Source organism: Grimontia marina (assembly GCF_900060185.1).
In the GTDB taxonomy this organism is placed as follows: domain Bacteria; phylum Pseudomonadota; class Gammaproteobacteria; order Enterobacterales; family Vibrionaceae; genus Enterovibrio; species Enterovibrio marinus.
Genome location: NZ_FIZY01000059.1, coordinates 1 through 26,584, shown reverse-complemented (window position 1 = coordinate 26,584; position 26,584 = coordinate 1). Strand labels below are relative to the sequence as shown.

Here is a 26,584-nt window from a genome sequence, read left to right as displayed (position 1 = left end):
AAAGAAAGACTCAGACCTATTCATTGCCATGCTGGAGAAGCTAAAGTGGCACTACCGCCGAGCCAAAAGTGTCACCTTGATACTGGATAACTACATCATCCACAAAAGTAAAAAAACGAAGGCTTGGCTCAAGAAGAACCCAAAGTTCAGGCTGCTGTTCCAGCCCGTTTATTGCCCTTGGGTCAACGTCATAGAACGATTGTGGAATGCTCTCCATGAGACAATTACTCGGAATCACAGGTGTAAACATATGTGGCAATTGCTCAGGAAGGTGAAGCACTTTATGGATAACGTATCGCCGTACCCGGGAGGTTGCCACGGCACGGCGAAAATGTAGCACTATTCGGATCAGTTATTTAGTGTTCGTAGCAATGCTTACCTAGTCTGAAATGACAGAAAACGGAGGTTCTACTCATGTTGGTGAAAGCAACCCACAAAGGCTATATGAAAGCCCTGAAGATTGCCGCGCGGGTGATTCCTATTCCCCGTCCGACGCTATTTACCGGTGCGGAAAGTGCGGAGCAGCTTTGCGAAGCCATTAGCTTGATGAGCCTCGGAAAGTTGTTGGTAGTGACTGACAAAGCTTTGGTCGAAGCGGGAGTTGTTGCTCAGGTTGAACGCCATTTGCGTCGACACGGTATTGAGTTTGTCACGTTTGATCGAGTGACACCTGATCCAACCTACCCGCAGGCAGAAGAAGGTTTGGTGGTTTACAAGCAGGAAAATTGCAAAGGTATTCTCGCGGTTGGCGGCGGTTCCCCGATTGACTGTGCCAAAGTGATTGCCGCGAGAGTAACCAATAACAAAGCCATCAAAAAGCTGGCAGGGCTGCTGAAAGTCTGGCGCGCGCCAGCACCGCTGTTTGTGATTCCAACGACTGCTGGAACCGGTTCTGAAGTGACGGTTGCAGCGGTCATCTCGGACCCTGGCAATCACCAGAAAACTCCGTTGATGGATCCCAAGCTTGTCCCTCTGATGGCTGCGCTTGATCCTCAATTGATGACAGGATTACCGCCAAATATTACCGCAGCGACTGGAATGGACGCTCTGACCCATGCTGTCGAGGCTTATATCTCGCTAAATGCCACCACGGAAACCGATGCCTATGCGACGGCAGCGCTGAAGTTAATCCATGCCAATCTGGTTACGGCATACAAGGATGGTCAAGCGCTGAAAGTCAGGCTGAATATGGCAATGGCGTCCTACTATGCAGGGCTCGCGTTTACCAAAGCGAGCTTGGGCTATGCACATGCTATTGCCCATAATCTTGGTGCAAAATACGGCACACCCCATGGTGCAGCCAATGCATTGGCATTACCCCATGTGCTGGAAGTGTCGATTCCGTCAGCCAAAATACGTATTGGGGAGTTGGCAAAGATGGTGGGTGTCGGGGATGAAAACTTGGATGACCAAGCCAATGCTAGCGCATTTGTTAATTATGTGGTGTCGTTGCAAGAAGCGATGAACATGCCGCGCACTTTGCCAGACATCAAACCGGAAGACATTCCCCAGATAGCAAAAAACGCTATTCATGAGGCTAACTGGAATTATCCGGTACCTCACTATCTGACACAGGATGAGTGCGAACAACTTATCGCCAAGATTAAGGCTTAGCCTAGGGGCTGTTGACCTTTGGTGGTGATTTTTGCAGCAGTTTGTGGGGATTTTATGCAAGGCTGAGGCTTCGATGTGTAGCTAGCCTACATGAGAAGCTGATAACGCAGCAGAAATCCCCCACAAATGCTGCCCAGAGGGTTCGACTGCGCGTCCCGTACTCTAAGCGTTTTATGCTTTGTTGAGGTGTGTTTGCTTAGAGTGACTAGGCGGCACACGCCTCGCCTAAAACGCTTATGGCGAGAACAAAATTTAACCACCAAAGGTCAACAGCCCCTAGAGCACTGTCTTTTATTATTGCTCATGCTAAAATGCGCGCCCTTTGGTCAGGTGTGCATTTTGCTGTTCTGCCATTCTTTGTCTTCCTACAATGCCGAGATTTCTCATGTCATTCTCCAAACTGGGCTTGAGCCAACCTATCGTATCCGCCGTGACGGAGTTGGGTTACCAACATCCTACTGCTATTCAGGAAAAAGCCATTCCTGTGATTCTGCGTGGCGAGAACCTGCTGGCGACGGCGCAGACAGGTACGGGCAAAACGGCCAGCTTCCTCCTGCCACTAATGGAAATGTTGAGCCAGGGTGAAACTCAACGCAAAAAGCGTGTGCGGGCACTGGTTTTGGCACCGACTCGCGAACTTGCAGGTCAGGTGGAGAAGAATGCCAACGAATACGGCAAGCATCTATCGCTGAAAACACTTGCGATGTATGGCGGTACGGACTCAGCAACACAGAAGCAACGCTTGATTGAAGGCGTCGATATTTTGGTAGCCACGCCAGGTCGCCTTTTGGACATGATGTCCCAGCGCGCTGTGCATTTTGATGAGCTGGAATGTCTGGTGTTGGACGAAGCCGATCGCATGTTGGACATGGGCTTTATTGAAGACATCAACAAAATCATCGAGCGCCTGCCTGCTGAACGCCAGAACCTGCTGTTCTCTGCAACCTTGTCAGACAAGGTTCGTTTTCTTGCCAAAACCGCCGTGCCTAACCCGGTTGAAATCAGTTCAGAAGGGAACAGTAAAGCAGACATCGAGCAATGGCTGACAACCGTAGACAAAGACAAGAAATCGTCGCTTTTAGCGCATCTCATCACCGAAAATGGTTGGGATCAGGCGCTGATCTTTATTGAAACCAAACATGGCGCCGCCAAGCTGGTGGAGCAGTTGGGTAAGCGTGGTATCGAGGCAGAGTCTTTCCACAGTGGTCGCAGTCAGACAATGCGCGAGCAACTGCTTGAAGATTTCAAAATTGGCAAACTGAAATTCCTGGTGGCAACTGGCGTGGCTGCACGCGGCATTGACATTGAAGAACTCAAGCGCGTCATCAATTACGATCTGCCATTTCCTGCTGATGAATACATTCATCGGATTGGCCGTACTGGTCGCGCAGGTGCAAAAGGTGAAGCGATTTCTTTCTTGTCAAAAGATGATTTCAAAAACCTTTGCATGATCGAAACCCGTCTGGGGCATCTCATTGAGCGTCGTGAAATCGAAGGCTTTGCGCCAAGAAAACCGGTTCCTGTTTCAATCCTGAATTACGTGTCGAAGAATAAGCGAGAGCCAAAAGCCAGCGGTGAAAAATTAGCCAAAAGCCGCAAGCCAAAAAAGGCTTCGAAACCATCAAGACAGCCGCAATCCACCAAACGTATCGAGCGCAATGAGTCAGGTGAAGATCGCGCCAATCCTTGGTCAACGCTGAGTCCGAAAGGGACCAAGTAATCCGCATTAAAAAAGGTATATACCCAAACAACCTGAATCCTGCATATTCAGGTTGTTTGGGTACTATCAGGCTCCTTTTTTGTCATCAACTCATCGCTGCTGCAAGGTTACGAATCCATCGGCCTGACTTGAGTCGCCAAAGACAAACAATCATCTTTAAGCTCTCTTCAACAAGCACTAACCCAAACAGATAAACTGCTGGCCATTGAAGCCAGTACGTCAACATAAAGGCGCAAGGGAGCAGCACAATCCATTGTGCGAAAATGTCGGTAAACAGACAAAACGAGGCATCTCCGCCCGCCCTGAGTACACCGACAATAAGCATCATAGATACGCTCTTAATCACCAGCGAAAAAGCCATAATGTCGTACAAAGAGAGCGCCAGTGTTTGAGCATCTGAAGGGGTTTCGCTATGAAAGAACAGGGAGACTAACGGTGCTTTTAGAGCCATCAAAACCATGGCCGAACACACGCCAACAGCGAAGCTGACCAAGAGGTTTGAACGCACGGTCTTGGCAAGCTCCCCCCGCTGATTTGCGCCCACTTTATTGCCTACAAGTATTGAACCCGCGGTTGCTAAGCCAATCAGCAGGGACATGGCTAACGCTTCCAAGGGGGCCAGTACCGAAAGCGCGACAAGCAGATCTGCATCCCGATACCCAAGAATGGCATGAAAGGCAAAAAGGCCGCCAGCCCAAACAACGCTGTTAATCGCGGCTGTTATTGAAAGCTTCCCTACGATCTGAATATCCCGAACTTTTAATGTGATGAACTGTGCAGGGTGAATACTGGCCAGAGGATGTTTTGTCAGTGCTAGGTAGCTAATCAGCAGCAGGCACTCAACAACCGCGCTTATCAGCGTCCCAATCGCTGCGCCAATAATCCCCATTGCGGGCATTCCCCAGTGACCAAAGATCAGAAGCCAGTTCAGAAACAGATTAAGGACAACGCCAATGAGGCTCACTTTAGTAGCGATACCGGGTTGGTGCATGGCGCGCAGGCCACAAGCCAGTGACGATGTCACTGCAAAACAGAAAAGCGTAAACGCGATGGGTCTAAGGTAATCGGCACCTTTGACGATAACATCAGAAGACTGCGTGCCTACCGCCATGAGGGCTTCGGGAAAAATAAACAGCAAGATAAAAAAGCATGCCGCTGTGACCAAACTTAAAAACAGAGTGATCAGCACGGTGTTATGCAGCTTCTTCTTCCCTGCTGTTCCCTTTTCCCCAAAGCATTGAGCGGCTATTTGCCCACCACCAATACTCAGACCAATAATGAAAAAACTGATGATCATTTGGGCTTTCGCAGCAAGGCCAACGGCAGCTATTTCGAGCTCTCCAACTCCTCCGAGCATGACTGTGTCTACAACACTTTTGCTGGAAAATACGGCAGTTTGAAGTGCAACGGGCAGGGCGAGAGCGAATAAAGGGCCATTCGCCAAAAGTCTTGATCGCATGGCGTGAAATTTTGACATAGGGGATATCCGGAAAAAGCAGATCCTTCGAGCTTTTCGAGGGCTAAATGACTTCAGTTTGAAGAATGAAGGATCTGCAAAAGGGTTAGGAAACAGCGTCCAGTTGTTTAACGATGGTTGCGGGATTTCCCATTGCTATACAGTTGTCAGGTACATCTTGGTAAACCACACTGTTGGCGCCTACTACAGCATTTTCACCGATGGTGACGCCTTTTAGAATCGTGGCACCCATTCCAATCCAGGCATTGTCTTTAATCGTGACTTTGGCAACGCGAGTACGGGCTGCTTCATCATGCGTCCATCGCCCTGTTACCGGGTGACCACTGCTATCCATGATGGTGACTTTTGGGCCAAACAATACTTTGTTGCCGATCTCTACCTCACTGTAAGAGACGATCGCAGTACCTTGCATGACACAACCTTCGCCAATAGAGATCTTGCCGGATTGACCGCCGTTTACTTTTACAACAGTGAGGCGCACCGGACGATTTTCGAAAGCAAGATTGTCTTCAGAGTAAAGAACCGTTCCTTTGCCAATGGAAATGCTTTGAGTGAAATCCTGCTGTTTGATAAGCGAGTATTGAACGTCCCAATTGTAGTCATCAGAGTCTCGCGCAAGTGTGAACGCGATATGGGGTTCACCGACGAAAGAGGCATCTTCATCCAGCAAAATCTGTTCGCGAAACAGTGCCCGGACATCGTCTGAAGTTCTTCCCTCGGACACAGGGAAGATATTTTCATAAACACACGGCATAAACCTGATCTTATTCCTGTACGACGATTGGCTGGGTTTTAGGTTGTGGTTTGTATAGAGAGGGATCAGCCATTGGATGATTAGGACTGCTCTTGAGCACCTTGATCAGTTTGTTTAGAGGCAAATCGTTGATCTCATGATCCAATCCGTAGTAGCTGGTCTGCCAAATGTTGTATTTGCTGTGAATACGTTCTGCAGCACTGCGCGAACTTTCACTGGTATCTTTCACCTCTTTTGGATGTGGCCAATGGAAAGAAGACATGGATTTATCAACGATAAACATGTTGTTGTTGATAAAAAGACGGACGCCCAAGTCAACATCCTCGCCGCCCCAGCTGTTAAACCCTTCATCGAACAAACCTGCTTTGATCAGTTGCTCTCGTTCTGCCGAAACATGGCAAGTCCAGAAGAGGTCAAATGGGGCTGGCCAATCGCAGATGTTGTGCCCAAGATCGTCGTATTGAGATTGACGGATATCGTAAGCGCCCTGTGAATCGAGCTCTGCCAGAATTTGATCAACGTTCGTAGGCGTGATGACAGCTTCCATTTTCTTAACGCCCTCCTCATCAAGATCAAAACCGTAAACGTAACCGACGATTGCGATTGGGTGCGTTGAAACCTTATGTCGGAAGAGATGCTCTTCCAGGGTGCCTGTTCCAGGAAGCACACCTGTGTCGAGATAAACGATGTATTTTCCTTCGGCAATAGCGGTGCCTACATTTCTGGCTTTTCCGGCCCTGAAGCCTTTGTCATCTTGCCAAAAGTATTTGATATTTAATCGGTCTGAAAAAGACAGAGCAATATATTCGGAATCATCCATTCCACCATCATCAACTACAATAACTTCGAAAGTTTCCTTTGGGAGAGTTTGCTCTGATAAAGCCGTTAAAGTATGTGAAAGAAGATCTCTTCTATTATATGTGGGAATAACAACACTTAATTCGATCATTTCTACTTCTCAATTTTTTCTAACCAACGGAAGAGATGATAAGAGTTGTGTTTTTTTAATCAACATCACATTTTTGAAAATCTCCACAGTCAGTTTACTAAAATTTACAAATAAAATCTTTAAAAACATACATATAAGGCTTTCAAGCACATTGATTTCAGTTTTTATTTGTGCGACATATATCACATTTACAATTTATTTTGTTACAAGATGTTACATGTAAGCATTTTGTTAATCACATTGATTGTATTTATTTTGACCAATATAGAAATAAATATTAAATATTTTTGAAATTTAAATTATATTTTTAATTCATATAAGTAGATTTTAGTTGGATAATTTTTGTTCCAATTTTTAGAAATTTATCAGAGATGAATTATTTATTTCATACCTAAATTGATTAAATCCCCCGTTTTCTATTAGTGTATAGAAATAAATATTTTTTCTTTGAAAGGGTTTAATTGGAAAAAATAACTTTTTGTCCGGTGTTTCGATGAGAGAAAAAGAATATTCAGAATATAATATGGTAATGAGAATTATTATTAAATAATAATCTAAAAAGGAATGTGTGAAAGATGTCTCATATGAATGCGTGAAAACAGCCTCAACGTAGATATGTGCCGCACTAAGTCTGTCTCATTCACCAAAGTAACTTAATTTGTGTCATAAATGATGTCCATCTCAATAGCAATAAGCATTGGGGTACTTTTTAACTATCAGCTATCCACTGCCTTTTGTTTGCTGATGACTCTCTTGCCACCAGTTGTTGTCTTTTGGTGAACAGGAGAGGTTTCGTCAAGACTTGGCGAACACCCACCTGAACATTTCTCCCTACGAAAATAGGTTCAGGTGGGTGGTTTCTTCTTTGTTTCGTTCAATACATCAAACAATGTATTTCTGAATCTTTGATTTCATCCCATTTGACAGTTCTTGCAGCGAGCTTGCAGCAATGCGACTTTCCTCTGGACCAGTAGCGGTTTGGTCTGAGATGCTACTAATGACCGTGATATTTTTGTTTATCTCCTCTGTCACGGAGCTTTGCTGCTCTGCAGCAGTGGCGATTTGTGTATTCATCGCGTTGATCTCATCTACGCTCTGAAGAATACGGGAGAGGGCTTCGCCAGCTTTCTGTGCCATTCTGACCGTTTCCAGTGCCTGCTCGTTGCCTTTTTGCATGCGAGTCATCGCATCTCGGCTACCATCTTGTAGTTGCTGAATAGTACGCTGGATTTCTATTGTGGAAGTCTGCGTTCGCTGGGCCAGAGAACGAACCTCATCAGCCACCACGGCAAAGCCGCGTCCTTGTTCGCCTGCTCGGGCAGCCTCAATGGCGGCATTCAGTGCCAACAGGTTCGTTTGTTCAGAGACTTCCTGAATGGTCTCAACGACACTGCCAATTGCCTCGGTGTGCTTTTTCAGAGACAGCATCGAGTTGACAGTGGCTTCGAGATCCTGAGAGAGGTGCTCAATCATCGCGATACTTTTGAGTACCACTTTCTGGCCGTCTGCGGCGGCAGTGTCTGCTTGTTGAGAAGCGGTAGCGGCATAGGCAGTGTTGTTGGCGACTTCATGAACGGTCGCGGTAAATTCGTGGATGGCGGTTGCTATCATCTGGGTCTGTGCTTGCTGATCCAGTACGTTTTTCTGCGTTTGATTTGTAACCAATGCACTTTCTGATGCCGACGTCGCAATCAATCCTGTCGAGTCCAATGTCGATTTAACTACGCCCTGAAAACTGCCAACCAATACATTCACGTATTCGCCGATTCGGGCAAACTCATCACGCCCGTTAATGTCGACACGACGGGTGAGATCGCCATTGGTAATGGCCTTAGAAGTAGATTCCAGCTCAGAGATCGCTTCTTTCACTCGAGAAATGATTTTAGTAAAAAGGATACTCAAAACAATCAGCGAAAACACAATCGTGCAGCCTACTATCCAAAGGAAATGGCTGACATTTTTAAGTGCTGACTGATAGTTGGTACGTCCTTCCTGATTTTGTAGGTTCAGGAAAGCTTTGGCTTTGGCAGAAATATCGTCAAACAGCGGATTGATGGTATTGAGCAGTACCAGATTGGCGGTTTCAAACTGGCCGGTTTTCAGCGCAGTCACTGCGGGCACAAAACCTTGGTCTGTAATGCGGTCGAGAATATCGACCATTCGATTTAGTTCACGGCGCTCTTCGCTATTGAGCTTCGAAGGAACAATTTCGTTATCAACAATTTGATGGAGGGTAGCCAGCGCTTCGTTGATTTGTGAATAATGCAGATCAATGGGGTGATCATGTAGGTTCGCAAACTTCGTCGCTGGATCATGCTGCATGGCAAGTAGCAAGTGACTGCGCGCATCCCCTAACTCACGAAGGATGTTACCTGCTCGAATGGCATGCTGCATGCCCTGCGAGTAGAGTTCATCCAGCGATTCCGCTGCACTATTCATACCTGAAATGCCTTTATATCCAATAAAACAGAGTGCGAGTACGACCAGTGCAACAATGCCTTTAAGCTGGTAGGTGACTGAATGGAACTTTGCGAATAAACCTTCTTCCTTCTTTTTTGTTGTCATGGTGATTTTCTCCGATGCGCTGATATGCAACCAGTATAGGAGCTGCCTGAGAAACCACTGACGACAAAATTGATTTAGATCAATGACTTGTTGCGATATAAAAAAGCGCGCTGTGTTTTGTTGTATTGGTCACATCAATATCTTCGCTATCGGAAAAACAGCGTGACAATGCCTTGTCAGAAAACTTTGCATAGGCTTGTTGGTTTACTGACAAGGTCGCGATAGCTTGTGCGTGAAAAAGCGGTCGTGTGACGCGAATCGAGAATACTGAATTGAAAAAACGAATGATAAGAGTGGCTAGCGGTTTATTGACCGTGGCATTGCTATTGAGTGGATGTGCGCAGCCGACAAAGGAAAAACAGGATGCTGAAGTCATCAAACAGACTTATGACAGTAATCTGGCTGAGTTGTCTGCCTATCAATTGGGCCATTATGGCCTTCGTATGTATCGTCAGACCCAAGATGATAAATATCAGCCGGCAGTATGGGCTGATATGGCGCGCGTGGCGGATAAGCTGAATGAGTACGCGGCCACGATTAACAATAAAGATGATGTGTTAGCCCTGGGTCAGAAAAGACTGAAAGCCTACGATTCTGGCGACTCGGAGCGCGATGAAATTCGCCATGCTGCAGCGCAGGGGCGCGAAGAATATCTTGTTTTAGGTGCAGGGCTTATCAGTAGCATGGCGCGTGCGAACGAGTATGGTTTGGAGCATATCGAAGATGAAAAGCTGCATGAGATCCTCAGTTGGTATGATTTCAGCGAGTATGCCACGGACCCACAAATGATCCGTGCTTGGGCTGCGCAACTCGCCAATCAGGTTTACTGGCTGAAACAGCTGGGTGAGACAGATCATACCGCTGCCTTCGACAAAGCCTTCCGCGACACGTATCCGGACAGTGAAGACGCATACCTTTCTACCCAGCAATTCAACAATAAACTCTATGGGATGACTCACATCATTCTTGCGGCGTCTGAGTATTACAGGAAGCCCGTAAGTGAAGCGGACTTCCAGTGGATTTACGATTACTTTCGCGACAATTTCGATGTTATCGCTGCGCGTTCAAAAGAAGATGTGATTGCAGAGATTGGCATTACCTTCCTGCTGGCAGGGCTGAAGGACGACCCGATAGTTGCGCGGAGCCAAGATATCATTCAGGAATCCATCAACCGCGATAAAGGCATGGTACCTTCAGTGTCGGGAAGCACAGACCTAGCAAAGGGAGAACACCGGAACGTCTTGGCGATTATGTTGCTGGACTGGCAAGGGGCAAATGCCGTGCCCATGGTAGGGCAGGGTAATCGTGTGGTATCCAACATGCCCTGGGGATTAGAAGCCAAAGAATAAGTATTAAAGGGTCGGCTTGCCGGCCCTTTTGCTATTTGGCAGAGATTTACCGGAATGATTTCTCTGCATATCGGGCAAGACCTGAAGTGACAGAACCAAAGAAGTCACCCGCAACGATTGGCACACCCGGCAATGTGGTTTCCAGCAAAGCACGCAAGATAGGTGAGCGTGCGCTGCCGCCAGTCATAAAGATAGCGTCTGGTGTGGTGGCTGATTGAGCCAAGGCTTCATTGACCAGTTCAGAGACTTTCGCCACTGGATTGGTGATGGCTTCAGCCAGTTGCTGCGACGAGACATTGGCACTGAGTACTTCCTGCGTAAGAGGTAGGGTTACATGGGCGTTGTCATTTTCTGAGAGAGCGATTTTCAGCTCTTCTGCGTAACGGACAATCTGGTAACCCAGCGTCTCACGATAAACACGGAGCAGGCGTGTTATTTTTTCAGGTTCACTGGCGTCGCGGATTAACTGCTCTAAAACGGCGCGATTAGCGGACCCGTAGAAATCGGACTGGGCGACAACGTTGTTGATGGCAATCGGGTTCCAGAATTGGGTAATAGGCATCGCGATGCCGCGTTGCAGTGTGGAGTCTTTACCAAACATCGGCATCAGTTGTTCAAAAGCCAGATGAATGTCCAGATCATTACCGCCAACCCGACAGCCAGAATGAGCGAGTAGTGAAGCGCGACGGTCATCTTGGTTTCGCCAGCGTGGACCCATTTCGATCAAGCTGCAGTCAGTGGTGCCACCGCCGATATCGACGACCAACACAGTACTGTTTTGCGTCAGCGTACTTTCGTATTCGAGGCCTGCTGCTACTGGCTCGAACTGGAAGATGATCTCTTTAAACCCGGCTCGTTTGGCAGCGCGTGTCAGAATCGATTCGGCTTGTTGATTGGCTTTTTCGCCGCCAACACCTTGGAAGTTTACCGGGCGGCCAATGACTGCCTGAAGAATATCTTCTTGCAAGCTGGCTTCTGCCTGTTGCTTGATGTTTGCCATCATGGCGCAGACCAGATCTTCAAAGAAGCTGATCTGAACATCACGGAGCCCGGTTGCACCCAGAAAAGATTTGGGTGATTTAACGTAGTAAACCTCTTCCGGATCCTTTAGGTAAGTATCGAGTGCTGATCGGCCAAAACGGAGATCGCCCGGCTCGACATCAATGCCTTCTTCGCGGTTAAAACTGACCGCACGGCGCAGGAGTTGCTCACCAACCTGATCGGTTGGCTTGATATCAAAATGGCGCCAAAGATATTCGCTCACTGCTTCACGGTTAGGAGCACACAAAGTGGAAGGAATGAAAGGGCTATTTACTTCCAGCGGTAACAGGCGGGGTGTGCCGTTATCCATTATGGCGACTGAACAGTTCGCGGTGCCATAGTCGAAGCCAATAAACATGAATATCTCCAGCGTGAAAAGGCCGGACAGTTTAAACCCATGTGCAGGGAAGTTACAGATTTATAACTAAACAACCGGAAGATGCATGATTCAGCGAATTTGAGTGACGTTGTGATCACGGCGTTCCTTTATAGGCGGAGTCATCTCTGCCAAAAGGGTCGCATACCCATCAATAAATGCAGCAAGAAAGTAGGACGAACAGCTGGAATATTTGGGGTTTGCTAATCAATCAATTATGTATCTGTCGTGAAGCTTTATAAGTGAAGTTGCATAATCGATACATGACGTGATGGAGATCAAATTATCCTTTAGGCATGCATAGGGGTAGCAATCCTGCCCGAAAGGAGGACGCCATGAAAAGTGCTAAAGAGTTCGCGGCCTGGATGAAGGAGCGCTTTGAATCTCATTCTGATGTCTGGCTGACACGTAAAGACATCACTGAGTTGACTGGCAGGCAATCCGTGCGCAGCGAATTTATCCATGATGTCCACTGCGAGTTAATAAATTTTGGTCGCGCCCTGATTGCTGACATGAGAAACGATCGTTACTACATGGTATCGCTCAGTGGTATTTACTGGAAGGATGTCGGCGATATCTATGCACGTTCCGAAAACAGCGTGGAAGCGTTTCCGACAGATGCTAACAACACGACCGTGAGGCCACTACGCAAATAACGCTTTCTGAAGCTCCACTGCCATTGCTGGCGTTTTCTTCTATTTTTGGCCTGCCAATGCAGGCTTTTTTTTACGTTGTTGATCCTTAAGTGTGGGATACAAGATCTTGTACTTCACAAGCAGGACTTGTCACCTGAAATGAGTTAAATTGAAAAATTTTCATCAATTTAACTTCATTTTAAATCAGTATGATAGGTCATTAATTTGCACTGTGAGATCAAAGATCAACAACATAGACAACGTACGGGAAATTAGTCCTGTTTGCTTTTCCCACGACTCTGCTAAATTTGATATACGACGTCATTTCTTACGCACTGCTGCCTTCAGTTTGCAGTCACACGTCGTCAGGGTTAGCGAACAACAGTGCATTCTTGACTCCTCCCGCCTTCATTTAACTGAAAAGGCTGACACCAAAAACGCACGCCAGCGGTGGCTCTGGCGAACTCGGGGATCTGTAGAAAAGATCCTTATCATAAGAAAAACATGGAGTGGACCTATGTTGCCAGCAACAGAGGTAAAAGCAGTCGTTTTTGAATTAGACGGGACCTTGGTGAATACAGCAGAAGATGTCCGCTTTGCTGCGGAAGAAATGCTTGCTGACCTTAAACTCCCAAGCCTGAATGTCGATCATGTCAGTGATTGGTTAGGGGATGGTTTAGACAAGCTTATTCACCGTATTCTTTCCCGAAAAATTGATGGTTTGGTGCCCGATCCGGTTTTCCGGCTGGGCAGCGCGCTCTTCCTCAAAGCATATCAACGTCGCAATCATGTCAGCGCTGAACTCTATCCCGGTGTTGAAGAGTGTTTGCGTCAACTAACTAAAGATAAAGTGCCAATGATGGTCGTTACCAATCAGGCAACGTCACTGGCGAATGATTTACTCATCCATCTTGGCATTCGAAACCATTTTACGCAGGTATTGGGCAAAGACGCTTTGCAGGAACCAAAACCTTCACCCGATGGCTTATTGGAGGCGGCGTTGTTGCTGCACATCAAGCCTGATCAGATCATGATGGTTGGAGGAAGCGTTAATGATGTGAATGCGGCCAGGGCGGCGGGATGTGGCGCGGTGTGTGTTAGTTACGGATACAACTATGGCGTAGACATCCAATATTCCGCACCCGATGCGATTTTTGATTCACTCGCAGAATTTCCTGCTTACCTTAAAGACGAAAAGCCGAGAGCGGTGAAGCCAAGATCGCGGCGGAACAAAACCGCCACACCACCGGCAAAAGAAAGGCGCTGAAAAGCGCCTTTCTTTTTGTGTGGAGACCTTGCTATCGCCTACTGTACATCGTCTACTTTATTCGCCTGTTTTCTGGTCAGGAACATCAGGGTGAGCAGTACTGCAACCAGTAATCCGCTTCCCATTAGCAAGGCATAATCCTCAAGACGCAGGATGGAATAAAGCAGAATATAGAGGCCAAGCAGCATCGAGAACATGAGCAATCCGGCACGTCGGCTGCCTGTTGCGCTGCCGACATACGCGGGGATGCTGAGTATGGGCATAATGGCTGCAGCAACATAAGCCATAGTGAACCCCAAGTGCTCAGAGAGAGCCAGCAGCACCAGATAGAACAAAGTCATTGCCGCACCCACCATCACGTATTGCAACATTGAAAGGCTGCGTCCCTGGCTGAGCTCGAACATCAGTAAAACAATAAACGTCAGTGCGACAAACAGCAGGCCATATTTGAGGGAGCGTTCGACTTTTCCGTAATGGGTGACGGGCTCGAAGAGTTGGGTATGGGCCTGTGCTTCGACCAGATTTGCGCCGCGTGTTTCCTTAAAAATTTGCGGGTAGTTGCGGCTGAGATGACTGATTTCCCAGGTCGCTGAAAAGCCTGAATCTGAGATGTTTCTTTCTGTGGGCAACATGCCGCTGAAGCTTGGGTGTGGCCAATCTGTTGTGAGATTGAAAGTGGAAATTTCGCCCAGAGGCAAAAAGCCGATACCCTGCGATCCGCGCAGGCGGATTTTAAAATCCAGTGTGAAAGGAGCGGGGTTGTCAGCCAGAGCCACCGGGCGGTGAAAGCCGCGTCGAAGTGCCTCTGTGGTCACGCCAGTGCCAGACATCAGGTTCGCTTGAGGTTCCAACCCCTCACCTGTCACTTCAAACAGATCAACGCCATCAATCGCTTTATTGGCTGAAAGACCGAACACCAGACGCGCCGAATTATAATAGATGTGCTCTACGTTGTTGATGGTAGGAAGCTCGAAATCGAACCGGGCGTGACCTTCAATCGTGCTTTGGTAAACAAGGGAGTGGTAAATGCCACGGTCACGGAAGTCGTGGTTGAGCTGGGCGTTGATATCGAGGGTTTTGGGGAGGATGATCAACTCATCCTGCATCACGGTTCGTCGCTCTTTTCGTTCACCGTCGTCGTTGGTTTCTTCGGTAGTCACCACATAGCTGTAGGGCAATGCTAACACTGGGCCTGCCAGTAATTGTTCGCTGCCCCAAGACTCGCCAATTTCATTGACCACGTCGCGATAAAGGCTTTCCCTTTCCCACGCCATATCCTGCACCAAGGTCAGTGGCGCGATTATCAACACACAGAGAATGGCAGCGAGCACGCCTTTGAGAAACAGCGAACTTTTGGCTTTGATAACGGGACTTTCAATATTACCGCCAAAGCGGCTTACTCCGCTTTTGATCAGCGCGAAAGCGCCAAAGCCGAATACGGCGAGAATAACGAGGATGACTATCCCTGCGAAGAATTCAATCATGATGCTTCCTTGGTAATGAGTGAGGTATCAATAGATTTAGTGAATGCCATTAAACCAAAGGAAGTCACTCACAGGAGGGCAGACTGATGATCAATTGTGGCGGAAAAAGGGCGAAGAATATTTAAAAGAGGATTTAACCAAAAGACTTTCATATTGCGTCGATAGTTGAGCTTGAAGGCGACAAAACAACAAAGGAGATAGACCCTAAGGCCTATCTCCATTTAGCAGTTTTTGTTTTTTACTCATCACGCAGTAGCGCTTTGGCAAGCAGGGAAACCGCCGCTGACAACAGAACAATGTCTTTCAGCAGGAATTGTCCTGGTACCACAGAGATAGCAGGGAAACCACCTAAGCTTGCTTCAGCGATCGGCGCGGTGAACAAAAAGCTGGTGGTTACCGCGAATGTCACGGTCGCACCCACTGCACCCACAATGGCAATAGTGCGATTTAGCGGTGCCAGCAGCAGAGCAACAGCTGTCGCGATTTCAACCGTACCAATCAGGTTAGAAGCACCTTGCAGGCTAAATACACTGTACAACCAGCCTGTGAGTGGGCTTGATGCAACAAGACCTTGAATCGCGCCTGCTTCATAGCCGGTAAACTTCATGGCACCAATCCATGCCAGCACGATAACGATAGAGAATCGTACTGCGTTGTCGGCAATATGATTGAGTGAATGAACCCAGTCTGCGCGTTGGTTGTTGATTCGGCCGTGTACATTGTTGATCGTCGTCATGATGCTTCTCCTTAAACTTTTGTGTCGTTTTATTTGCTTGGATTAAGCCGCGTTGGTTTGGCTTTCCAGAATCTTTTCAAACTGCCCGTTTCTGATGGCTCGTTGTAAATCGTCATTACCGCCGATATGCACGCCTCCGACAAAAACCTGTGGCACCGTCCGGCGTTGGCTCCTTGTTTTCATTTCGTTAAACAAGGCTGCGTCGTCACTCACTTCAATTTCGCGATAAGCGATTCCCATGCGCCCCAGTGTCTGTTTTGCTGCTCGGCAATGAGGGCAGTAGCTCTTGGTGTAGATTTCAATCTTCGGCATGATTCTGCTCCGTTGTGTTTGTGTATGGCTTTACTTTAGGTGTTGCGGTTAGGACTATCTATGCACAATAATCTTGATTAAATACATCGATCGTATAGGAAGGCTATCCATGGAAGTGATGAGCGATATTCTCCGCGCCATTCGGGTGGTAGGCAGTGTGTATTTCTGCAGTCAGGTAGAAGCGCCGTGGACAAAAACCTTTCAGGATTTGGATTACGCCAGCTTCCACATGATTCGACGTGGTGCCTGCTGGGCGAACATTGATGGGCAGATTGAAAAGCTGAAAGCGGGGGATCTTATCTTCCTCGGTCCGGGGCAAAATCACGAACTTTCTAGCCTGTCTCCTGTTAAAGGGAAGCCAGATCTGAATGACACCACATTGCTGCTATGCGGCTCATTCAGTTTTTCGCGTGCCGCGACAACACCCCTGATGGATGTGTTCCCCCGCATGACAATTGTGCGTGACAAAGACTTTGCCAATCACCCTTGGCTGCGCAGCACTTTTGATCAGCTAAGCGCGGAATATATGTCTCAAGGGCCGGGTTCTGAACTTATCGTTAACAAACTCACCGAGATCATTTTAGATCATTTTGGTTGAGCTTATCCGAATTAATTTTGGACGCGAGCAATCCAGCCCGTTTCTGGATGCGTTGAACGACAAACGCATTTCCCGCGCACTGCAACTTCTTCACGATAACCCGCAACTAAGCTGGACACTGGAATCCGTCGCCAGTCAAATCGGCATGTCCCGCGCAGCATTTGCCAACCGGTTTACTTCATTAGTCGGTCAACCTATGTTTGGCTATCTCACCAACCTTCGCATGCAAAAAGCACAGGAATTACTGCGCGAATCTCTGCTGCCGATCTACGAGGTTGCCGAACAAGTGGGTTACGAATCGGAACGTGCTTTTACGCTTACCTTTAAAAAACATTTGGGAACCACACCCAAGCGGTTTCGGGCCCAATAGCACCCTGCTCAACAGTGCCCTGTCCAATTGTTACCATGACAATTTATTAATTTAATTCATAGAGATGGGGCGTTTTTCTCAGTCTTACTTGCAGGAGAATGACCTTAACAGAGAGGGTAAGCCTTTGTAGGATGTCAGCGATGGGAATTAGAGGTTCAAATGACTGTTAAAGAATATGCAGACAAAAGCGTGCTTTGCTGGCTGGCGACGGTTGATGAAGATTTGATGCCCAATGTGTCGCCGAAGGAGATTTTTACAGCACTTGATGATGAGACTCTGTTGATCGCCAATATCGCTTCTCCCGCCAGTGAAAAGAACATTCTGGCGAACAACAAGGTATGCGTTTCCTGTATTGAAGTTTTCGAACAGCGTGGATTTAAGGTAAAAGGCTCAGCGAGAGTGATTGATGCTGAAAGCGCGGAATGGACGGGTTATCTGACAGCACTTCGTAAGTTGGCAGACGAGCGCTATCCGATCAAAAACATCTTTGAAGTGAAGATCGCATCCAGTGAGAGAATCATCGCGCCGAGCTATTTCCTATTTTCAGAGACAACGACGGAAAGCCAGATTGAGGGGGCGTTGGCAGCCTACAATGTCACCAGAAACACTTAACGCCAAGCAGCCGTATTTCCCTGTTATCGCCACTCTTATCCCTCTAACTACTTTTGTCGCCAAATAGAACATAACCGATTGTTATCTATTTGGAATAGTCTGGCTTTTTTCCTTTTAATTTGTGTTGTTATTACGTGTTTATTGACGAAAAATGGATCGAAGTAATCAAAGAAGTCACCCTGCGAATCAACCTAAATCAATTTTCTGACATAAAGGTGTAAATGACATGCAGGTTATGGTATTTAAGTTTCTCAGATATTACTAAACCATTGGATACTGAAATGACGACCTACTCAAAAGACCAGACTGCGATAGAAAACCTCACCGAGGAACAATATCGCGTCACACAAGAAAACGGCACGGAACGCCCGTTTACAGGGGAGTATAATCGCCATTTTGAATCGGGTGTTTATGTAGATATTGTGTCTGGTGAGCCTCTATTCTCATCCTCAGCAAAGTTCAGTTCTGGTTGTGGATGGCCTTCTTTCTCCAAACCTATCGTCAAAGATAACGTCACAGAACATTTCGATACCAGCCACGGAATGCGACGTGTAGAAGTGCGTTCGAAACATGGCGACAGCCACCTAGGCCACGTTTTTACGGATGGCCCTAAAGATCAGGGTGGTTTGCGTTACTGCATTAATTCCGCATCGTTGCGATTTATTCCCAAAGATGACATGGAAGCACAAGGCTACGGTGAATATCTGGATCAAGTGGAGTAAACCAGACTTCCTTCAACTATTTCGTCCCTGCTCATCGGCTATGCTCATTACTCTGATGAATGTGATGGCTCACTGACAGGGACGACAAACGTGTTAACAACATTCCTACTTATACTGCTCGTACTCACTGCTGTTTATACATTGACCCCACCAGAAAAACGTTTTGAATGGGGCGTCGCCACCGAGCGTAAAATAGCGGGCCTTTCGCTAAAACACACCACGATTTCCGAGGGCAGCATCACCTATTTGGAAGGAGGGAAAGGCACACCATTACTTTTGCTCCATGGCTTCGGTGCCGACAAAGATAACTGGGTTCGAATGGCAAAACACCTAACAAAAAAGTATCGGGTGATTGCGCCAGATTTGCCGGGATTTGGCGAGAGCTTCAAACACACTGAGCTGGATTATGATGTGACTTCTCAGGTCGCGAGGCTATCAGAGTTTGCCGATAAGCTGGGACTGACCCAGTTCCATATCGGCGGTAATTCAATGGGCGGATATATCGCGGCGAATTATGCGGTGACATGCCCAGACCATATTGAGTGCCTTTGGTTACTCAACCCTTTGGGCATTGCATCTTCACCGGATAGCGAGATGTTTGCCATGGTGAAGGAGAAGAAACGCCCGCCAGTACTCGCAGGCAATGTGGAACAGTACCAGGCCCTAGTAGCCTTTGTTTTCCACAATCGCCCCTTTATCCCTGGCTTTATCATTGAAGAGCTTGCTAAACGCGCTGAAGCCAGCTTCCCGCTCAACAGCAAGATTTTCCAGGATATTCATCATATTGATGACGATGGAGTACACTTCGCTGCCCCCTTGGATGAAGTATTGAAAGGTTTTGACAAGCCTTTGCTGATCACCTGGGGTGATAAAGATCGTGTCCTTCACCCAAAAGGTGCAAAGATACTTTCCGCCATTGTCCCGAGTGCCAGTGTGGAAATGATGCATGACATGGGTCATTTACCCATGATTGAAAAACCTGCTTCGACAGCCCAACAGTTCATTCAATTTGACCAAGCGTAAAGCAAGGTAAAGCTAAGTAAAGTGCCTTCTTTTTCCTGAAAAATCACGATACTTGCGCGTATTGTTGAGCATGAATAAGAAGGAATAACTCAATGAAAAAATTAGCAATTGCTGCCTTGGTATTGTTTGGTTTGATGGGCACCGCCTATGCATTTGATGCGCACTGGACGCATGGCTGGGAAATGTCAGAACCCTCATTGTTTGGCTGTGGGCATGGTAGCCATCATTAATGCTAATGACTTTGATAAAGGAGCCACATTGTGTGGCTCTTCTTGTTTGTGCCCTTTATGAATGATTAGTTTTCTCTCAGCAAAAAGAGGCATCTGTGATCTGACGTGAGGCTGATGGCCTTGAGGCTTTATTTTGAGACATTGTCGATCGTTATAGCGGTGTTAATCTCCCGAAAGATGGCTTGGAAATAAAAGCACTAAAAGGGACAAAATAATGAAAAAACTCATCATGGCTTTGGCAATGGCTGCATTGGTATCAGGTTGTGCGAACAAAGACTTCGGCGAAGTGGTTAATGACGGCGTAAACGGCGCTATCGACGGCGTGCTTGGTTCAGTCGGTGTAGGGAATGGCACCGTGGTCAAAAATAGCGATGGCGGGTTCAGTGTTAAGGAAGAGAATGTTTGGCCTTATGAAGCTACTAGAACTCGTAGGGACTACGGAGAGATTAAAGTCGCTAAGACAAAGAAAAACCCAAAGGGAAGAACTGAAATCTTTGTTGAAAGTTGCGCGCATCAAAGGATTGGTTCGGTTGATTGCGATGGTTGGATGTTCGAAGTGACCGCTGAAGGCTGGCTGGTGGAAGACAGTATTCTTGTCTACGACGACAGAACTTACTCCATTGCTGCAGGAAAGTACTACGGAAAATTTAAGTCAGAAGACACGGGTACAAAATACTATGCGACGGGTGAAGTGAACATCGTACCTTTTGTCACCAACTACATAGCAATAACAGTCGAGTAATCATCACCAACAAAGAAAGGCAGGTGTGCGCACCTGCCTTTTGTGTCTGTGAATTCGGACGAATCTTCCCAAGCCCATTCGACTACTACCTGAAGACCTAATGCTACTATTCCGTTGAAATGGATTCGGAGGAGATAGCCTTGTATAAACTGTTTTACTACCCACGCAACGCAAGTTGGGCCCCTCATATGTTGATGGTGGAAATGGGACTGCGACACGAGCTGATTTTGGTCGACAGGAAGTCCAACGCCCAGAAATCCGAAAGCTATCTGAAACTTAATCCCACTGGACGTATTCCTGTGCTTGTTGATGACGAATTGGTCATTCATGAAAGCGCAGCCATAGGGCTACACCTTTGTGAAAATCACCCTGAGTCTGGGCTTATTCCCGACATGGGAAGCCTTGAAAGGCCAATCTTTTTCCAATGGCTGTTCTACCTGACATCGTCGTTACAGTCAGAGCTGATGGTCTATTTCTACCCGCAACGCCACACAGAAAACCCCGATGAAGCGGCAGCTATAAAACAAGCCCAAGAAGCCCGTGTGACAGACATGTTTGCTTTGATTGACTGTGAGCTTGAAGGCAAAAACTTTCTGGTGGGGCACCGAATCAGTATGTGTGACTTCTTCCTGTTCATGTTCGCTCATTGGGCCAGCGATTTTGATAAACCACCGTTGAGCTTTGAGCATTTAGGTCGATATTTAAGGGATTTGGCGAAGCGGAATTCAGTGGTTACAGCGAGTGAGTTGGAAGGTACCAACTTGGACATCTATCGCTAAAGGAGTCGGGAAATGAAAATACACAGCCTGTTTAACGATAAGTCAGATCTTTACGAGAAAGCGAGGCCCGTCTATCCCGATGAGATTTATCGGTATCTGGTAAGTATCTCTCCATCGAATCTCAAAGCATGGGATTGCGCTTGTGGAAACGGCCAGGTGTCAGAAGGGCTGTCGCATTGTTTTGAAGGTGTGATAGCGACGGATGTCAGTGAACAGCAGATTGCGAATGCAAAGCAGTTCGATAACGTCATTTACCGTGTTATGCCATCGGAAAGCACAGATTTCCCTGACGATAGTTTTGATTTGGTATGTGTGGCTCAGGCTCTCCATTGGTTCGATTTCCCCGTTTTCTGGCCGGAAGTTAAACGTGTATTGAAGCCTGATGGTGTGTTCGCTGCATGGGGATATACATGGCCAGTGTTGCCAGATGAAATAGAAAGAATTTTCCACGATCAAATTCTCAATGTGATTGCGCCTTACTGGGCAACCCAAAATTCACTTTTGACCGGTCACTACAAGGATGTCGAGTTTCCTTTTGAAAGACTGAGTTCACCAAAATTTGAGATGAAGGTTGAATGGAACCTGGATCAATTCTTCGATTTTATTAAGACGTTCTCTGCCACCCGACGGTGCACTGAGGAACATGGAGAGGCATTTCTTGATGCTGCTTACGAGCAGATTGAAACTCATTGGTCTGCCGATGAAAAGCCGAGGGTCATTCCGCTTGAATTCGTTTTTTATGCAGGCCGGAATACCGAATAAAATGAAAACCCGCCAGCAAGGCGGGTTAGTTATTCACCTACAGTGCTCGGATTCGGGTTATTTCATCCTGCCCAATGCCAAGCGATTCCAAAAATTTCTGGTGTTCTGCAGGCTCCATTTCTTCAAATGTCTGATGGCACTTGACCATATCATTCTCTGAAAATCCGGCAACGGCCATAATCTGTGTCCAACGTTCTTTGTTCACGATGTTTTCCTCAAAAAGATGGGGTGCCTGTAGCAGCGCGACAATCGCTTTCTGCTGCGCTTTCAGACTCTGAATTTCATTCTCAAGCGCATGGAAATGCGCTTTGAGGATCTGAGCCTGATCCTTATCTTTCTGCTCAAGCAAAGTCCGAATGCTGGAAACGGGTAACCCATAAGCACGATAAGCCGCGATATTCCTTAACCGTTCAACCTCCTTTTTTCCGTACCAGCGATAGCCATTATAACTTCGACAGGCAGGCGTCAGGAGGCCTTCTCTTTCGTAATAAAGAATGGTGGCGTGGGAGATATCAAACTCCCGTGCAAGATGAGTCACCGTTAACATAAGCACACCGTTTGGCTGAAAGAACAGCTATCGTGAACCCTGATCTTATAGTCGGGTCAAGCTAGCATTATCGCGGAAAAACCAAAAGAAGAACTAGTGGGGTGAAAATGGGGGAAAACAAAGCGGCCCCGTCTCCGGGGCCTAAGTTCGCTGAGAGAACTTAAAACTTGTATTGGATACCGACACCGCCGGCGACTTCTGAACCAGATACCTTGCCAGATGTCTCGTAGTGGAAGGTGCCGGAAACACTGATCTTCTCGTTGAAGCCGTAAGCGCCGCCGATAGCCAGAGCTTCTTTGCTGCCTGAGAAGCCCACACCGGCACCGATTGCAAATTCACCTTCGCTCACAAATGGACGTGCGTTAGTAATAGCGTGCATACCTGCACGTACACCATCCATTTGTTCGTCCATCTCGGCAAAGCGCTCGTTCATTTGTTGCTGAAGGTCAGCAATGAGCTCACGCTCTGAAGTCGGTGTAACACCAAACTCTGGGTCTACAGGCTCGCGGTCTGGCACGTTTGCTTCAGGAGTAAAGCCAAAGTCAGGATCTACTGGCTCAGGACGGTCCGGTGTGCCATCTGGTGTTGGACGGTCAACAACTGGGCCATCACGGTCGGGCGTGTTGTCCGGCATTGGGCGGTCAACGGTAGGACCATTTCGGTCTGGTACGTTTGCATCTGGGCTTGGACGGTCAACCGTTGGTCCATTGCGATCAGGTACAGAATAATCTGGCGTAGGACGGTCAGATACACCAGGCACGCTGTTGTCGATATCAATATTGATAGAGTTTGCCATTGCGCCAGCAGAAAACAGGCCAGCAAGCGAAAGTGCGATTATAGTCTTTTTCATAAATTTGCTCTCTTAGTAAGTTTCAATCAGCGAGAGCATCCTTGCATCGAGTGCATAACTCGTTGTGATTCCTTATCTTTGACTGCAAGTCTACGGAGGGGAGAGCACGCTTTCTAAGTAGGTGTGGTGATGTCGGCAATAAGCATTACTTATTAGATGATACTAAATTTGTAACTTCTCTTCTTAATCAAGGCCAGCCCTTCATTTGCTTGGCCACTGAAAAGAAAAAGCCGCCAGATAAATGATCTGACGGCTTTGCTGATTGTTCGTAGGAATGGTTTTTTGCCCTATTATCCAATTCACCAAGTCTTCAGTTGAAATGCCTGTTAAGAAATCAATAAAGGTTCAATAAGTGAATGGTTTGGTCTTGTGCTTCATGGTGGGCGAACTTAATCAGTGCCATAGAGGGTGGCCCTTGCGGCGCAGGGTTGTTTGAAAAACCAAATCCTTCAGAAGGGATCCCATTCACACCAAACGAAAGGGTGTTGTTACCATCCACATCCTGATACGCCATGATGCCGTAAAAGCCTGATGGCAGTGCTTCCAACGTGATGCCTTCGCGGGCTTCGTCTGATGTGTAGTGGTTGGAATGGGCAGTTGGCGCGCCTCCCATCAGGTTGTCTGTTTCGTTGTAAACCAACACAACCACACCCGCTTCTTCCACACGAATGTCCGTGATTTTAATCGTCAGCGGGTAGGATTCACCCTGTGCGAATGTCGGGACTTCTTTGGGCTGCTTGCTGATTAAACTGGCACTCAATACCACAACAAACACAGATGCCAGAGCCGCAACCGGTATCAAGGTCTTGCCAGCCTGCTTACGTCGCTCCTGAAGCCAGGATGCCATCCACAATGTCGCCGTCAGAAGCAGTACCAACAGAGTGTAATAACCACTGAGAGCGGTTTCGCTCAGGAAAGGTGCGGCGAAGTAAATCAGTACTGCATGCCAGGTGAAAACCTGAAGTGAGTTTTTACCAATGTAGCTCAATGGGCGGAAAACCAGCGCTGAAGGCCACTTACGGATGACTGTCGCGACAAGGTATACCCAAACCATCAGGTTCAGCATACGAAGCCAACCCAGCTCTGGCTTATCAGCAAAGGAATACAACACCCCCTGATGGATACCCATGGAAAGAAACGCGCCGTGGTGAGCGGCAAAAAGCAACGCAGCGATAGCCAGACAGACCGTGGCAGCGGCCGGGTGATACCAGCGCAGGTTGCCTTTTGCATTGGAAAAGCCAATGGCCGCGCCACCAATAAACAGCAACTGCCATGCAAACGGGTCGAAGTAGCCGACCTGCACGTTTGTCTCAAACAGTGAGGAAAGGAGGCTGGCGTCAATCTGTGTGCTGATTGCCCAAACCCCGACACTGATTGCCAGTACCAGCCACATCAACCCACGACGGAACGCGTAAAGCGCGATGGGCAAAATCAGCATGAAAATGACATACAGAGGCAGTATCTCAAGGTAATCTGGTTTGTTGATCAGCAGAGCACTCAGCACAATGGTCGCCAGCGGCGATTCCCCAAGATTGTTAAAGCTGTTACCGAGGGATTGTGCGACAGTAGGCAACGCAAAAGCGCAATAAGAGAACCACACCATCACCAGAAGCAGGCTGATCATATGGTATTTGTAGATGGTAAAAGCACGTCGCAGGACTTTACCTGTGGCTTCCCTGTCTGAAAGCTCAGTGCGGCTATAAACCGCGCCTGCCAGCAGGCCGGAAATCATCACAAAGCCTTCCGCCGCACCAAACTGACCAAGGGGTTGAAGGGTAAAGTATTGGAGCAGGCTTCTGCCGCCACTGAGCCATATCAGGTGGTTAATCGTCATTAAAACCAGCAGCAAACCGCGCAGGCTATCGAGCGCAGGTATTCTTTTCATAACTCGTCTCCACTTTTCTTAATACAACCGATTGTGTCGCAAGCAAAAAGAGAGCATCTGACAAAAATTGCGGTATTGAATTTAGAGAGGGCTTTGTAGGAAGGATTGATAGACGCGTCGAAAAAAGAGCTTCCATTGAGGCTTTATTGCATATCAGTGTGTGACGGTTATTTCTGAACTTTTTGTTCTATGATGTTGAGCCAGAATTGGAAGAGCCTTGTCCCCGCGCCTTTGAGCTAAATTGGTTTTGGACAAAAGTGGCTTAGAGTCGGTGCTTTAAGCTGCTCGTTTCAGATAAGTTGAGTTTTGGGAAAGATAGAAGAAAGGGGCAGATCGACCAAGATGCTTTATGTGATTCTTCGCAACGAGCCATCTTTTTTGGCTTGATGGTAACCTTCTCTCACTTCTTTCATAAGACCTTTACCCAAAGCCACATTATTTGATGTTATTAAACCATCGCAAACAAAGCTTCCTTTGAACGGAACGATAGCTGTATTTACTACGATAAATTCATCCAGCATTTCATCAAGTGGAGTCGTGAGCGCTAACGTTTGATAGTAACAACCGGTTTCAATGTGTTTGAACACATAGAAGTGGACCCCATTGGTTGGACACACAAGCTAATTTTTTAAGTGTTTGATCCCGCTCATGCTGCGTATCTTTGCCTGCCGAAGTAGGCTTCATCAGGAGTAAGGTCATTGAGTCCCTGATGGTTACGCTCTTCGTTATAGAACACCATGTAGTGGCCGATTTCAAGTTCAGCTTCTCGGGGGGTGGTATAGGCTTTTAAGTAAACCTCCTCATATTTCAAGCTACGCCATAATCGCTCGATGAACACGTTGTCGACCCAGCGTCCTTTCCCATCCATGCTTATCCGTACATCATGGTCGATTAATCTCTGAGTAAACTCAGCGCTAGTAAACTGGCTGCCTTGATCTGAATTGAAGATATCGGGCGGCCCGTAGTGTTGCAGTGCGTCTTCGAGAGCCTCAATGCAAAAGCTTGTATCCATCGTATTCGACAAGCGCCAAGCCAGTACTTTGCGGCTATACCAGTCGATAATGGCCACCAGATACAGGAACCCCTTCGCCATGGGGATGTACGTGATGTCAATCGCCCAAGCTTGGTTTGGATAAGTGACATCGATATCACGCAGCAGGTAGGGATAAACCTTGTGTGCTTTGT

Annotated in this window: 26 protein-coding genes and 1 pseudogene; 14 read left to right on the top strand and 13 right to left on the bottom strand. The window is 47.4% G+C overall.

All coding sequences use genetic code 11. From position 1 onward, the window contains the following. From GMA8713_RS21435 to GMA8713_RS21425, 3 genes are all read left to right on the top strand, one after another. A partial coding sequence (locus GMA8713_RS21435; protein ID WP_157515497.1) for an IS630 family transposase occupies positions 1-337 on the top strand: 337 nt, incomplete at its 5' end. A gap of 77 nt (positions 338-414) precedes the next feature. Continuing rightward, positions 415-1,614 carry an iron-containing alcohol dehydrogenase gene (locus tag GMA8713_RS21430; RefSeq protein WP_062714101.1) on the top strand — a complete coding sequence of 400 codons (1,200 nt, stop codon included), beginning with the start codon at positions 415-417 and terminating at the stop codon, positions 1,612-1,614. A gap of 385 nt (positions 1,615-1,999) precedes the next feature. Continuing rightward, positions 2,000-3,334, top strand: a complete 1,335-nt coding sequence (locus tag GMA8713_RS21425; RefSeq protein ID WP_062714099.1) for a DEAD/DEAH box helicase — start codon at positions 2,000-2,002, stop codon at positions 3,332-3,334. A gap of 85 nt (positions 3,335-3,419) precedes the next feature. On the opposite strand, the gene GMA8713_RS21420 is transcribed toward GMA8713_RS21425, so the two are convergent. The 4 genes from GMA8713_RS21420 to GMA8713_RS21405 form a co-directional block, all read right to left on the bottom strand. Next, positions 3,420-4,811 (bottom strand): MATE family efflux transporter, encoded by a 1,392-nt coding sequence (locus GMA8713_RS21420; protein WP_062714097.1) that lies wholly within the window; start codon positions 4,809-4,811, stop codon positions 3,420-3,422. 85 nt (positions 4,812-4,896) lie between these two features. Next, the gene (locus GMA8713_RS21415) at positions 4,897-5,565 is read right to left on the bottom strand and encodes an acyltransferase (protein WP_062714095.1); all 669 of its coding nucleotides are present in this window, start codon (positions 5,563-5,565) and stop codon (positions 4,897-4,899) included. 10 nt (positions 5,566-5,575) lie between these two features. Further along, entirely contained in the window at positions 5,576-6,514 is a 939-nt protein-coding gene (locus GMA8713_RS21410) for a glycosyltransferase (protein WP_062714093.1), read from the bottom strand. Positions 6,515-7,396: 882 nt separating this feature from the next. Continuing rightward, positions 7,397-9,079 (bottom strand): methyl-accepting chemotaxis protein, encoded by a 1,683-nt coding sequence (locus GMA8713_RS21405; protein WP_062714091.1) that lies wholly within the window; start codon positions 9,077-9,079, stop codon positions 7,397-7,399. A gap of 284 nt (positions 9,080-9,363) precedes the next feature. Here GMA8713_RS21405 and GMA8713_RS21400 point away from each other — a divergent pair, with 284 nt between their 5' ends. Then, a complete protein-coding gene (locus GMA8713_RS21400) occupies positions 9,364-10,428 on the top strand; it encodes a DUF3541 domain-containing protein (RefSeq protein WP_084387803.1) in 1,065 nt (354 codons plus the stop codon). Positions 10,429-10,474: 46 nt separating this feature from the next. Here the strand turns inward: GMA8713_RS21400 and yegD are convergent, their stop codons facing one another. Then, on the bottom strand, positions 10,475-11,827 hold the full coding sequence (yegD, locus tag GMA8713_RS21395) for a molecular chaperone (RefSeq protein WP_062714090.1): 1,353 nt from the start codon (positions 11,825-11,827) through the stop codon (positions 10,475-10,477). 353 nt (positions 11,828-12,180) lie between these two features. Between yegD and GMA8713_RS21390 the strand changes: the two genes are divergently transcribed. Beyond that, positions 12,181-12,501 (top strand): hypothetical protein, encoded by a 321-nt coding sequence (locus GMA8713_RS21390; RefSeq protein WP_062714088.1) that lies wholly within the window; start codon positions 12,181-12,183, stop codon positions 12,499-12,501. Between the two features lie 496 nt (positions 12,502-12,997). Next, on the top strand, positions 12,998-13,747 hold the full coding sequence (locus GMA8713_RS21385) for an HAD-IA family hydrolase (protein WP_062714086.1): 750 nt from the start codon (positions 12,998-13,000) through the stop codon (positions 13,745-13,747). A gap of 38 nt (positions 13,748-13,785) precedes the next feature. Here GMA8713_RS21385 and creD read toward each other — a convergent pair whose 3' ends face one another. The 3 genes from creD to grxC all read right to left on the bottom strand — a co-directional run bounded on the left by creD (position 13,786) and on the right by grxC (position 16,279). Then, a complete protein-coding gene (gene creD, locus GMA8713_RS21380; RefSeq protein ID WP_062714084.1) occupies positions 13,786-15,231 on the bottom strand; it encodes a cell envelope integrity protein CreD in 1,446 nt (481 codons plus the stop codon). A 238-nt stretch (positions 15,232-15,469) separates the two neighbouring features. Further along, a complete protein-coding gene (locus tag GMA8713_RS21375; RefSeq protein WP_062714083.1) occupies positions 15,470-15,967 on the bottom strand; it encodes a YkgB family protein in 498 nt (165 codons plus the stop codon). A 42-nt stretch (positions 15,968-16,009) separates the two neighbouring features. Next, positions 16,010-16,279: a glutaredoxin 3 gene (gene grxC, locus GMA8713_RS21370; RefSeq protein ID WP_062714080.1), complete on the bottom strand. Its 270-nt coding sequence runs from the start codon at positions 16,277-16,279 to the stop codon at positions 16,010-16,012. Between the two features lie 109 nt (positions 16,280-16,388). Between grxC and GMA8713_RS28535 the strand changes: the two are divergent. The 8 genes and pseudogenes from GMA8713_RS28535 (at position 16,389) to GMA8713_RS21335 (ending at position 22,117) form a co-directional block, all read left to right on the top strand. Beyond that, positions 16,389-17,247: pseudogene (locus GMA8713_RS28535) on the top strand (AraC family transcriptional regulator). A gap of 159 nt (positions 17,248-17,406) precedes the next feature. Continuing rightward, positions 17,407-17,859 (top strand): pyridoxamine 5'-phosphate oxidase family protein, encoded by a 453-nt coding sequence (locus tag GMA8713_RS21360; protein ID WP_062714078.1) that lies wholly within the window; start codon positions 17,407-17,409, stop codon positions 17,857-17,859. Between the two features lie 281 nt (positions 17,860-18,140). Next, positions 18,141-18,581 carry a peptide-methionine (R)-S-oxide reductase MsrB gene (gene msrB / locus GMA8713_RS21355; RefSeq protein ID WP_062714076.1) on the top strand — a complete coding sequence of 147 codons (441 nt, stop codon included), beginning with the start codon at positions 18,141-18,143 and terminating at the stop codon, positions 18,579-18,581. A gap of 90 nt (positions 18,582-18,671) precedes the next feature. Beyond that, the gene (locus GMA8713_RS21350; RefSeq protein ID WP_062714074.1) at positions 18,672-19,604 is read left to right on the top strand and encodes an alpha/beta fold hydrolase; all 933 of its coding nucleotides are present in this window, start codon (positions 18,672-18,674) and stop codon (positions 19,602-19,604) included. Between the two features lie 92 nt (positions 19,605-19,696). Continuing rightward, on the top strand, positions 19,697-19,834 hold the full coding sequence (locus GMA8713_RS27795) for a hypothetical protein (RefSeq protein WP_198159560.1): 138 nt from the start codon (positions 19,697-19,699) through the stop codon (positions 19,832-19,834). Positions 19,835-20,048: 214 nt separating this feature from the next. Beyond that, entirely contained in the window at positions 20,049-20,576 is a 528-nt protein-coding gene (locus GMA8713_RS21345) for a class I SAM-dependent methyltransferase (protein ID WP_062714072.1), read from the top strand. A 140-nt stretch (positions 20,577-20,716) separates the two neighbouring features. Next, complete coding sequence (locus GMA8713_RS21340) at positions 20,717-21,355, top strand: glutathione S-transferase family protein (protein WP_062714070.1); 639 nt, start codon at positions 20,717-20,719, stop codon at positions 21,353-21,355. 12 nt (positions 21,356-21,367) lie between these two features. Continuing rightward, positions 21,368-22,117: a class I SAM-dependent methyltransferase gene (locus tag GMA8713_RS21335; RefSeq protein ID WP_062714068.1), complete on the top strand. Its 750-nt coding sequence runs from the start codon at positions 21,368-21,370 to the stop codon at positions 22,115-22,117. A gap of 37 nt (positions 22,118-22,154) precedes the next feature. Here the strand turns inward: GMA8713_RS21335 and GMA8713_RS21330 are convergent, their stop codons facing one another. From GMA8713_RS21330 to GMA8713_RS21310, 5 genes are all read right to left on the bottom strand, one after another. Then, positions 22,155-22,664 carry a MerR family transcriptional regulator gene (locus tag GMA8713_RS21330; protein WP_062714067.1) on the bottom strand — a complete coding sequence of 170 codons (510 nt, stop codon included), beginning with the start codon at positions 22,662-22,664 and terminating at the stop codon, positions 22,155-22,157. A gap of 160 nt (positions 22,665-22,824) precedes the next feature. Next, positions 22,825-23,514: a YadA C-terminal domain-containing protein gene (locus GMA8713_RS21325; RefSeq protein ID WP_062714065.1), complete on the bottom strand. Its 690-nt coding sequence runs from the start codon at positions 23,512-23,514 to the stop codon at positions 22,825-22,827. A 334-nt stretch (positions 23,515-23,848) separates the two neighbouring features. Then, a complete protein-coding gene (gene opgC / locus GMA8713_RS21320; RefSeq protein WP_062714063.1) occupies positions 23,849-25,399 on the bottom strand; it encodes an OpgC domain-containing protein in 1,551 nt (516 codons plus the stop codon). 347 nt (positions 25,400-25,746) lie between these two features. Then, positions 25,747-25,986, bottom strand: coding sequence for a hypothetical protein (locus GMA8713_RS21315; protein ID WP_062714062.1), 240 nt, complete (start codon positions 25,984-25,986; stop codon positions 25,747-25,749). 59 nt (positions 25,987-26,045) lie between these two features. Continuing rightward, positions 26,046-26,584 (bottom strand): IS3 family transposase (locus tag GMA8713_RS21310; protein WP_062705098.1); only part of this gene is annotated, 539 nt, incomplete at its 5' end.

Coding starts and splice junctions, on each gene's coding strand:
- GMA8713_RS21430 (WP_062714101.1), top strand. CDS start 415: ATGTTGGTGAAAGCAACCCACAAAGGCTATATGAAAGCCCTGAAGATT.
- GMA8713_RS21425 (WP_062714099.1), top strand. CDS start 2,000: ATGTCATTCTCCAAACTGGGCTTGAGCCAACCTATCGTATCCGCCGTG.
- GMA8713_RS21420 (WP_062714097.1), bottom strand. CDS start 4,811: ATGTCAAAATTTCACGCCATGCGATCAAGACTTTTGGCGAATGGCCCT.
- GMA8713_RS21415 (WP_062714095.1), bottom strand. CDS start 5,565: ATGCCGTGTGTTTATGAAAATATCTTCCCTGTGTCCGAGGGAAGAACT.
- GMA8713_RS21410 (WP_062714093.1), bottom strand. CDS start 6,514: ATGATCGAATTAAGTGTTGTTATTCCCACATATAATAGAAGAGATCTT.
- GMA8713_RS21405 (WP_062714091.1), bottom strand. CDS start 9,079: ATGACAACAAAAAAGAAGGAAGAAGGTTTATTCGCAAAGTTCCATTCA.
- GMA8713_RS21400 (WP_084387803.1), top strand. CDS start 9,364: ATGATAAGAGTGGCTAGCGGTTTATTGACCGTGGCATTGCTATTGAGT.
- yegD (WP_062714090.1), bottom strand. CDS start 11,827: ATGTTTATTGGCTTCGACTATGGCACCGCGAACTGTTCAGTCGCCATA.
- GMA8713_RS21390 (WP_062714088.1), top strand. CDS start 12,181: ATGAAAAGTGCTAAAGAGTTCGCGGCCTGGATGAAGGAGCGCTTTGAA.
- GMA8713_RS21385 (WP_062714086.1), top strand. CDS start 12,998: ATGTTGCCAGCAACAGAGGTAAAAGCAGTCGTTTTTGAATTAGACGGG.
- creD (WP_062714084.1), bottom strand. CDS start 15,231: ATGATTGAATTCTTCGCAGGGATAGTCATCCTCGTTATTCTCGCCGTA.
- GMA8713_RS21375 (WP_062714083.1), bottom strand. CDS start 15,967: ATGACGACGATCAACAATGTACACGGCCGAATCAACAACCAACGCGCA.
- grxC (WP_062714080.1), bottom strand. CDS start 16,279: ATGCCGAAGATTGAAATCTACACCAAGAGCTACTGCCCTCATTGCCGA.
- GMA8713_RS21360 (WP_062714078.1), top strand. CDS start 17,407: ATGACTGTTAAAGAATATGCAGACAAAAGCGTGCTTTGCTGGCTGGCG.
- msrB (WP_062714076.1), top strand. CDS start 18,141: ATGACGACCTACTCAAAAGACCAGACTGCGATAGAAAACCTCACCGAG.
- GMA8713_RS27795 (WP_198159560.1), top strand. CDS start 19,697: ATGAAAAAATTAGCAATTGCTGCCTTGGTATTGTTTGGTTTGATGGGC.
- GMA8713_RS21345 (WP_062714072.1), top strand. CDS start 20,049: ATGAAAAAACTCATCATGGCTTTGGCAATGGCTGCATTGGTATCAGGT.
- GMA8713_RS21335 (WP_062714068.1), top strand. CDS start 21,368: ATGAAAATACACAGCCTGTTTAACGATAAGTCAGATCTTTACGAGAAA.
- GMA8713_RS21330 (WP_062714067.1), bottom strand. CDS start 22,664: ATGTTAACGGTGACTCATCTTGCACGGGAGTTTGATATCTCCCACGCC.
- GMA8713_RS21325 (WP_062714065.1), bottom strand. CDS start 23,514: ATGAAAAAGACTATAATCGCACTTTCGCTTGCTGGCCTGTTTTCTGCT.
- opgC (WP_062714063.1), bottom strand. CDS start 25,399: ATGAAAAGAATACCTGCGCTCGATAGCCTGCGCGGTTTGCTGCTGGTT.